Annotated in this window: 7 protein-coding genes and 4 tRNA genes; all 11 read left to right on the forward strand. The window is 44.2% G+C overall.

All coding sequences use genetic code 11. The annotated features are described in order from the left end of the window. Positions 1-594 precede the first annotated feature (594 nt). The 11 genes from ACR0QE_RS12195 (at position 595) to ACR0QE_RS12245 (ending at position 8,878) form a co-directional block, all read left to right on the forward strand. Complete coding sequence (locus tag ACR0QE_RS12195; protein WP_432628619.1) at positions 595-2,928, forward strand: hybrid sensor histidine kinase/response regulator; 2,334 nt, start codon at positions 595-597, stop codon at positions 2,926-2,928. A gap of 141 nt (positions 2,929-3,069) precedes the next feature. Further along, positions 3,070-4,437, forward strand: coding sequence for an ABC transporter substrate-binding protein (locus ACR0QE_RS12200; RefSeq protein ID WP_432628620.1), 1,368 nt, complete (start codon positions 3,070-3,072; stop codon positions 4,435-4,437). A gap of 97 nt (positions 4,438-4,534) precedes the next feature. Next, positions 4,535-5,368: a formate/nitrite transporter family protein gene (locus ACR0QE_RS12205; RefSeq protein ID WP_432628621.1), complete on the forward strand. Its 834-nt coding sequence runs from the start codon at positions 4,535-4,537 to the stop codon at positions 5,366-5,368. A gap of 384 nt (positions 5,369-5,752) precedes the next feature. Beyond that, complete coding sequence (gene infC / locus ACR0QE_RS12210; protein WP_432628622.1) at positions 5,753-6,247, forward strand: translation initiation factor IF-3; 495 nt, start codon at positions 5,753-5,755, stop codon at positions 6,245-6,247. A gap of 28 nt (positions 6,248-6,275) precedes the next feature. Continuing rightward, positions 6,276-6,473, forward strand: coding sequence for a 50S ribosomal protein L35 (gene rpmI / locus ACR0QE_RS12215; protein ID WP_002603682.1), 198 nt, complete (start codon positions 6,276-6,278; stop codon positions 6,471-6,473). Between the two features lie 33 nt (positions 6,474-6,506). After that, entirely contained in the window at positions 6,507-6,863 is a 357-nt protein-coding gene (gene rplT, locus ACR0QE_RS12220; protein WP_308451660.1) for a 50S ribosomal protein L20, read from the forward strand. Positions 6,864-7,203: 340 nt separating this feature from the next. After that, positions 7,204-7,287, forward strand: a tRNA-Leu gene (locus tag ACR0QE_RS12225). A gap of 33 nt (positions 7,288-7,320) precedes the next feature. Beyond that, a tRNA-Asn gene (locus ACR0QE_RS12230) sits at positions 7,321-7,393 on the forward strand. Positions 7,394-7,397: 4 nt separating this feature from the next. Continuing rightward, positions 7,398-7,481 (forward strand) — tRNA-Leu (locus ACR0QE_RS12235). A 344-nt stretch (positions 7,482-7,825) separates the two neighbouring features. Then, positions 7,826-7,909: transfer RNA gene (locus ACR0QE_RS12240), tRNA-Leu, on the forward strand. Positions 7,910-8,089: 180 nt separating this feature from the next. Further along, the gene (locus tag ACR0QE_RS12245) at positions 8,090-8,878 is read left to right on the forward strand and encodes a hypothetical protein (RefSeq protein WP_432628623.1); all 789 of its coding nucleotides are present in this window, start codon (positions 8,090-8,092) and stop codon (positions 8,876-8,878) included. Positions 8,879-8,978: the final 100 nt, after the last annotated feature.

Raw genomic sequence — 8,978 nt, forward strand, 5'->3', positions numbered from 1 at the left:
ATGCGACGTAGTTGCGTAAAATAGTACTACCTACTGAATCAATATCTTTTTTGATGATATTTTCACCAAGGGGTAAGTTTGCACTTTTCTTAGAAAAAATATTTTTTCATTTATCTATTGACATTTATTAGCTGGACTTTTGTGCTTCTGTGCAAGCATTTTTTGTGCACGCCGGTTTCTGCTCTGGCTTGTTCTCCATCTTCATATGCCGATCGGATTGGATCTGATTGGCAGAGCTGGAAAACCTGGACAAAGAGAAAAAATAGCAACGTGCAGGTTTAAATCTTTTGCAAATTTATCTTATCATAGAAATGAAGATACAAAATGAATAATTTCTTAATAAGCCATGAATTTTTCGAAAATCATGGAGTTTGCTATTTTTATACTTTTGTTTTATAATAAAAGGTAATGATATAAGGTGCCGGTAGTGTGCACTTTATTTGCATGGAAACGGAGTATAGATTTTGAATGGATTTTTGCTTGCAATTGTGAAAACGGAGAACAGTTGCAGATGAGAATGTATGGGGATGAGAGTACGGAAACGTGTTCGAGGGAGAAGAATTGAACGGAGAACAAAAGAGAGCAGAACGTAAGATGCGGAAAGGCAGTTGGGGAAGAGCGGCGCTGCTGGTCTGCAATCTGGTCATGATTTTGATTGCCGGGGTTTTGGCAGTTTTATATTCGGAAAATTTCAGAAAAGAGAACAGCAGGCTTCAGATGGAGAATTTCTGTACGGCGGTAGAATCGATGAAACAGCTGTCAGAGAGCTATTTGTATACAGAAAAAGGATATGTGGATGACTGGGCGCAATATATCACTCACAAAAACATGACGATGGACGAGGCGATTGAATATCTTCGGACCGCAAACACACAGAAGGATCGGTATGCGCACATTGTGGATATGGATGATATGTCCGCAAGATCTACTTATTTAAAAAATGGAAGTGATGTGATTACTGCCTATCAGGCATTTCGAGAGGGAACATACAATGCGAACAAGACCGCGCTCCGGAAAATGGAGAAAATGTTCACGTCTACCGGAGACGAGGTCTTGATTCTCGGAAAGTACCGCGTGGGAGAGACGCAGCAGTCCGTGATCAGTGTTGGAACAAAGGTTGAGATCAAGATTGGAAAGGCCAGAAGAAAACCATATCTTCTTCTGCGAGTTATCCCGGTAGATTACTTGCAGCGCGCATGGGTGTTCCCGACCGAATATCCGTCCGCGGAGATCAGCATCATCACGAGTGATGGAGAATATGTGGTGCAGTCTGCCTCCATGAAGTCGAGAAGCTTTTTAGATTACATTCGGGGATATAATTTTCAGGATGACTACAATGAGGTGGAAGATCTTGCCGAACGTCTCCGGACAACGGAAAAGGGACTTTTACAGTACAAAAATTTCCGCGGGGAGGACTGCTATTGGTACTATTCCAGCTTTGGAAGAGATCTTGAACTTGACATTCTCGGATATATTCCGGTAAATCAGATGAATCAGGTGAGTGTGGACTGGAATATCGTGTGGATTGTCTGTGGAAGTCTTTTGTTTTTGACTCTTATGGATGGCGTGTACATTCTCTCGATCAACAAGAAGCTGAAACGGGCTCTTGTCCTTGCAGAGCAGGCAAATCAGGCGAAAACAGACTTCCTCTCAACGGTTTCCCATGATATCCGAACCCCGATGAATGCAGTGATCGGTATGACGGACTTAGCGAGAAAACATCTCGATGATCCGAAATACATGGGAGAGTGTCTGAGCAAGGTGGCGTGGGCCGGAAATCATCTTCTCACGCTGATCAACGATATTTTAGATATTTCAAAGATCGAGAGCGGAAAAATGGAACTTGAGATTCAGCCGTTTTCTTTGCGGGAGGCGATTGATGAGATCGTGAGTATGGTGCGTCCGCAGGCGGAGCAGAAAAAAATCACTTTTGATGTAAAGATGAATGAAATCATCTGTGATGCGCTGGCGGCAGATCAGCTCAGACTGAATCAGATTCTTTTGAATCTCTTGACAAACGCTGTAAAATATACAGAAAACGGCGGAAGAGTACTTTTGGAGATTTCAGAGGAACGAATTGAACAAATCAGACAAATCGAGCCGGTCGAGCAGACCGAACCGATGGGGCAGACAAGGAAGAATGGACGGACAGATCGGAAGGAAGCAGAAGATGGACGTTCTTCTGAATCGAGACAGCCGCAGAAGATTCGTCTTATCTGTAAAGTAGCAGACAATGGAATGGGAATGAGTCCGGAATTTCAGAAGACGATGTATCATTCTTTTACACGTGAAGAAGACAGCCGAATCAGCAAAATTCAGGGAACTGGTCTGGGTCTTGCGATCATCCGCCAGCTGGTGGATCTGATGAACGGAAGCATTATGTGCGAGAGCGAGATCGGAAAGGGAACGACATTCACGGTCTATCTGGATCTGGATGTTGCCGAGCAGGAGACGGATGTTCTCAGTCAGGATTCTGACTGGGGAGAGGAGGCGGATCGCTGCGGACTTTCCGATCTGCACATTCTTGTGGCGGAAGACAACGATTTGAACTGGGAGATCATTCAGGCCATTCTGAGTGAGTATGAGATCCCATGTGATCGTGCAGAAAATGGTAAAATTTGTGTGGAGATGCTCGCATCCTCTCCGAAAAAGAAATATGATCTGATTTTGATGGATATTCAGATGCCGATGATGAATGGCAGAGAGGCGACAAGGACAATCCGAAAGATGGAGGAGAGCGGGGAACTTGATGGAAGAATTCCGATTATTGCGATGACGGCAGATGCGTTTGCCGAGGATATTCGCGCGTGCAGGGAAGCCGGCATGGATGGACATCTCGCAAAACCGATCAACATCAAGCAGGTACTTGGTGCACTGAAAAAGATCAAAAAAGCAGAGATGAGAGACTCAGATAGAAAAACTCGGTGAGAAAAAAGCGGAAAAAGCGGAAAGAGCAGAAAGAGCAGAAAGAAAATGCGAAAACCGTGAAAAGAGTGAAAAGAAAGGGAAGACCGAGAAAAAAGAAAAAAGGAAAATGCATCAGAAACGGTGGGAGTACTGGAGGAAAAAATGAGAGAGCAGAAAAAGTGTGAGAGACAGGCGAAGGGCAGAATACAGAGAACAGGGATTTTGGCAATGCTTGGAGCGGCATTTCTTTTGTCTGCATGTGCAAAGGGAGAGAATCACAAGGTGGAGAAATTCGAGCCGAGGCTGGACACTAAGGCGGCTCAGACTCTGGATATTACCGGATTTATGGCAAACTTTGAGGCTCTTGACCAGGCTGTCGCCTCTTTTAATCAGATTTATCCGAATGTTACGGTTCTCTATGAACAGAATGGTTCCAAGATGCTTGCTGACTATATCCGGAACAATCAGGGTGTCGATATTTTTATGACAGCGGAGGCAAACATCAAAAATCGGGAGCCGGAGGAAGACTATGTGGCAGATTTCTGCGAAGATCTCACGCAGTTTGACATTAATTTTGACCAGATCATGCCGGAAATGCTCTCTTACTGCACGGAAAATGGAGAACTTCTGCATCTGCCGATCATGCAGAATCCGTGCGGAATTGCAGTGAACAAGACGCTGCTTAAGGAAAACGGGCTGTCTGTGCCAAAGAATTACCCGGAATTTCTCGATGTGCTTGAGAGCATGAAACAAAAGGGATATCTTCCGATTCAGGGTTCTGAGATCCATGTCTATTCGGAACTCGGAGTCAATATGATGATGAATCTTCTCGCGGAAGATGAGACTCTTCTCGCGGAATTAAAAGAGGGAAGTCCATCGGCGGAGGAAAAATTAAAACCGGTTTTTGAACGGATTCAGACGATCATTGACAATGGATATACGGATTATGAAAAAAACCAGACTTACCCGAGCGATAACTATGATGGCTCTATTCTGGGATTTTTTGAAGGAGATATGCCGTTTTGGGTCTGCACGGCGGAGAGTTTCAGCGGAACGAAAAAGCGTGAGACAAAATCGGAGCATTTTAAGTCAGCGCCGTTTGAATATGAATTTCGATATGTTCCGTTCGGGGAGAAGGGCGCTTATGCCTACACAGAACCTTGGTATGGATTTTCCATTTCCAAAAACAGTGATGCGAAGGAGTACGCAGCGGAATTTCTGAGATTTTTGGCAGAGACATCACAGATTGACCAGATGGCGACCATCAAGGGAATGCCTTCTGTGAAGAAAAATGGAAAAAATGAGAGGTATCCGGCAATTTCTGGGAAAGAAAAAGCGAAGGAAAACGAGATTGAGGCGGAGTTTGTAAATGATGGAAGCGTAGAACTCTTTATTCGCACGGTATTTACAAAGATTGCAAATGATCAGGGGGCAGGGGTGTATGCCAATGCGGATGAAGCGACAGAGGCATTTGTACGGGAATGCGGTCAGGCAGCTTTGTATTCTTTTCCATCCAATCAGGCAAATTGAGAAAAAGAATCAAAAACAGGATTGTCAATTGTTTCTTCCTATGATAGACTTATAAGCCGAAAAAATAAGGATATACAAAGGAAAAAGGAAGGAAACGATGGACAGACAATTTAACACGCCTCTTGAGGTAATCAATGCGAACATGAAGGCTGGAGAGGGAAAGGCGAGTCTTCCGCTTGGAAAGATGATCCTTCTCGGCATCGTGGCAGGTGCGTTTATTGCCCTTGGAGGAGCTACGAGCAGCACAGCCGTGCATGCAATCGAAAATGTAGGTGTGGCGAGAGCGGCAGCGGGCATGATTTTCCCGGTGGGGCTGATGATGATCGTGTTTGTTGGAGGAGAACTCTTCACAGGAAACTGTTTGCTGGTGATGGACGTAATTGGAAAAAAGATTACGGTGAAGGCCTGCCTGCGAAATCTTCTGGTGGTGTATCTCTCCAATCTGGTCGGAGCGCTTCTGATTGATGCGCTGATCTATTTTTCCGGAAATCTGGACTATTCAGGCGGCCTGCTTGGTGCTTATGCGATCAAGGTTGCAGTTGGAAAAGTTGGAATTACACCGGTGAAGGCGGTAACATCCGGAATTCTCTGCAACATTCTGGTTTGCATTGCAATTTTGATGGCAGGTGCAGCGACCGATATTGACGGAAAAATCTGGGCAATCTTCTTCCCGATTCTCGCATTTGTGACGGGAGGATTTGAACACTGTGTTGCCAATATGTTTTATATTCCGGTTGGAATGATGGCGGCATCAAATCCGGTGTATGCGGCGAAAGCGCAGGAGGCGTACCAGATCACTGCCGAGCAGCTGGCTTCATTGACTCCGCTTCAGAGTCTCCACAATTTTATTCCGGTGACGATCGGAAATATCATTGGGGGAATGCTTCTTGTCGGAATTCCGTGTTATCTGATTTATAAGAAAGAAAAATAAAAAAACAGAACGAAAAAGAGGGTGCCGGTTTTGTGCTCACCTTTGCTTGTTATTACAGGGCAGAGCGCAAAGCCGGTAAAAAAATGCTTCCGCAAGAATACGCAGAAAATCTAAAAAAACCGCTTGACTTTTATGGAAGATAAGAGTATACTAACAAAAGTTGTGAGAACAACGGCAGGAAAGTAGGTATCCACCTCACCATGGCACGAGAGAGTGACCTTGGTTTATAGATAAGAGACACGTATGAGCGGCGAAATCGTCCTGTGTAACTTTTGAGGGTGGATAGAAGTTTGTCTATCTACTTTTTTTATGCAGAGAAGCAGGCTGGATGGATTTTATTAATAAGAAATTCCATGATGGAGGTGTACGACAATTAGCGAGTTAATGATCAATGAGCAGATCAGAGATAAAGAAATTCGTCTGATCGGAGAAAATGGAGAGCAGCTTGGAATCATGTCCGCAAAGGACGCATACAAACTTGCGCAGGAGGCAGAACTGGATCTGGTGAAGATTGCACCGACCGCAAAGCCGCCGGTTTGCAAGATCATTGATTACGGAAAGTACCGCTACGAGCTGGCTAGAAAAGAGAAAGAAGCCAGAAAGAAGCAGAAAGTAATCGAGGTAAAAGAGGTTCGACTGTCACCGAATATTGATACCAATGACTTAAACACCAAGACAGGCGCAGCACGGAAGTTCCTGGAGAAGGGCGACAAAGTAAAAGTTACTCTGCGTTTCCGTGGCCGTGAGATGGCACACATGTCCAAATCCAGATATATCCTGGATGATTTTGCGGAGAGCCTGAAGGATATTGCGGTTGTTGATAAACCTTCAAAGGTAGAGGGCCGCAGCCTGGTTATGTTTTTGACTGCAAAGAAGTAAAGCAAGTTCGATCAAGGAGGAAGAAATTATGCCTAAATTAAAAACAAGCAGAGCAGCTGCAAAGCGTTTCAAAAAGACCGGTACCGGTAAGCTGGTAAGAAATAAAGCATACAAGTCTCACATCTTAACTAAGAAGTCTACAAAGAGAAAGAGAAATCTTAGAAAAGATATCGTTACCGATGCTACCAACGCAAAGGTAATGAAGAAGATTTTACCATATCTGTAATAGACTGATTCGTGTAAGAAGGAGGAATAACCGATGGCAAGAATTAAAGGCGGTATGAACGCAAAGAAGAAACACAACAGAGTGCTGAAGATGGCAAAGGGTTACAGAGGCGCTCGTTCTAAGCAGTATAGAGTAGCAAAGCAGTCCGTAATGAGAGCTCTTACCAGCTCTTATGCAGGCCGTAAGCAGAGAAAGAGACAGTTCCGTCAGCTGTGGATCGCTCGTATCAACGCAGCAGCAAGAATCAATGGTCTGTCCTACTCCAAGTTCATGTACGGCTTAAAGCTGGCTAACGTTGAGATGAACCGTAAGGTCCTGTCCGATATGGCAATCAACGATGCAGAGGGATTTGCAAAGCTGGCTGAGCTGGCTAAGTCCAAACTGGCTTAATCAGAACAGAGGATATTGGGAATCTGCGAAGAAAACACATCTCTTGCGTTTTCTCCGCAGATTTTTTTGTATGATAGGAAATTGCGTCCTATCATACAAAAAATGCTCCGCAAGGATGCGCACTCGGCGCAGGGGAAGATGGTTGCCAAAGCAACCGCGCCTCGGCGCGAGAATGTGCCAAGGCACATTCTTTTTTACATTATTTGGGATGAAGCGATGCGGCGATCGTGTTGTATTTGTTGTATGTTTTTTCCGGTTAGTAGCAATGATTAAAAAAAATAAAAAAATTTCAAAAAAACACTTGCCAAAAACAGGAAGGTGTGATATATTATAGGAGTCGGCGGAAGTGCTGGAATTGGCAGACAGGCTAGACTAAGGATCTAGTGGCAGCAATGTCGTGTGGGTTCAAGTCCCATCTTCCGCATAGAACAGAAAGAAGCAATTCTTTCTGCGACATTCCTCGATAGCTCAGTCGGTAGAGCACGCGGCTGTTAACCGCGCTGTCGTAGGTTCAAGTCCTACTCGGGGAGCTTTGCAGAAGTGGCGGAATTGGCAGACGCGCACGGTTCAGGTCCGTGTGGTAGCAATACCTTGAGGGTTCGACTCCCTTCTTCTGCATGAAAGAAGAGAAGGCTGTGACAGAGATGTCGCAGCTTTTTTGTTTTGTATTTTGCAGTTTGGATAGCAAAATTTATTGTCGCAGTTTGTATTGTGAAGTCCAGATGTTTTGCCGCTGAGAGAGAACTTGTGAGAATTGCCGGTTCTGCTTTGACACGCTGTGAGCGGGAAATCTCCTGCTTCTAAGCAATCGTGTAAGTGATTGTAGGTGGTGGGATGAAATGATGGCATTTTCAGAATATAACAAAAAAACAAAATAATTCAAAAAATAGTTGACTTTTATTTATGGATGCGATATACTACATATCGTTGAAACGGCAAAGCATTTGTCGGGACAATGGTTTGCAGAAGTGGCGGAATTGGCAGACGCGCACGGTTCAGGTCCGTGTGGTAGCAATACCTTGAGGGTTCGACTCCCTTCTTCTGCACGAGAGGAAAAAGAAAGCTGTGGCAGAAATGCCATGGCTTTTTTTTGTGCGTTTTTATAGTTTGAGCTAGTAAAAAAAGCTATTTTATGATACAATTTTAAAAGAAGTTTTAGAAAATTATTACTTTTGCTTTCTTTTATCTAATATCTATTTAATATTTAAGGAAAATAGCTGATTGATATGAGAATGGTGAAAGGAAAGAAAAGGGATAAAGGAGAACGTATGCGTAAGAAAAAGTTGTGGAAACAAAAATGCGCAATGGGACTTGCTGTTGCAGTGACGGCAACGAGCGTTCCGACACCGGCCCTCGCAGGAAAAACCGAGGTACCGGTAGCAAATGAGGCACAGGCATTGGAAGATAAGCCGGAAGCTCTGAAGAATGTGGATGAGGCAACTTCCTCTGATGCAGATGAGCCAGACGATCAGTATGATCAGGAAAAGGCAGTATCAAAGGCGACTTCTTCCAATGCGGAAGAAGCCGATGGAGATGGCGATCTGATTGATGATGTGACGGTACCAGAGGAGCCAGAGAAAGCAACTGCTTCTGATGCAGAGCAACCAGAAGAGGAAGAGCTTCTTCCGGTAGAACAGACTCAGATTCAGCCGGCTGTGCAGGCAGAAAAGAAGCTGAATGAGAATGCAACGATTGATGTCTGGGATGACATGACGGAAGAGGAACTGAAAGAAGAACTGAATAGCAAGGTGTGGGGCGGGGATGAAAATGACACTCCGGACACCTGGTATTATCAGGCTACAGGTTTGCTCGTTAACACTGTAGATTGGGTTAAAATTGAAGGAGAAACTTTAAAGAAAAAGCCTAATCGTATAACTATGGATGTCGTTTATTTATCATTGCTTAATACGGTAAAAAATAATTCAGTGACATCCGTGAAAATTGGCATCAATGCAACTAAAAAAAGTATTGACTTAGGTAATTGCGAAACTCGCGGTGCTCGTTCGCAACCTTGAACCAAAACAAGGAAGAATTCGCGAAGAGCACGACTTGTGGAATGAAAAATGGATAATCGGACATTTTAGGCGCACTTTAATAAGCTATGGACTTTATGAA

It is taken from the genome of Brotaphodocola sp. (genome assembly GCF_050873065.1).
Taxonomy (GTDB): domain Bacteria; phylum Bacillota; class Clostridia; order Lachnospirales; family Lachnospiraceae; genus Brotaphodocola.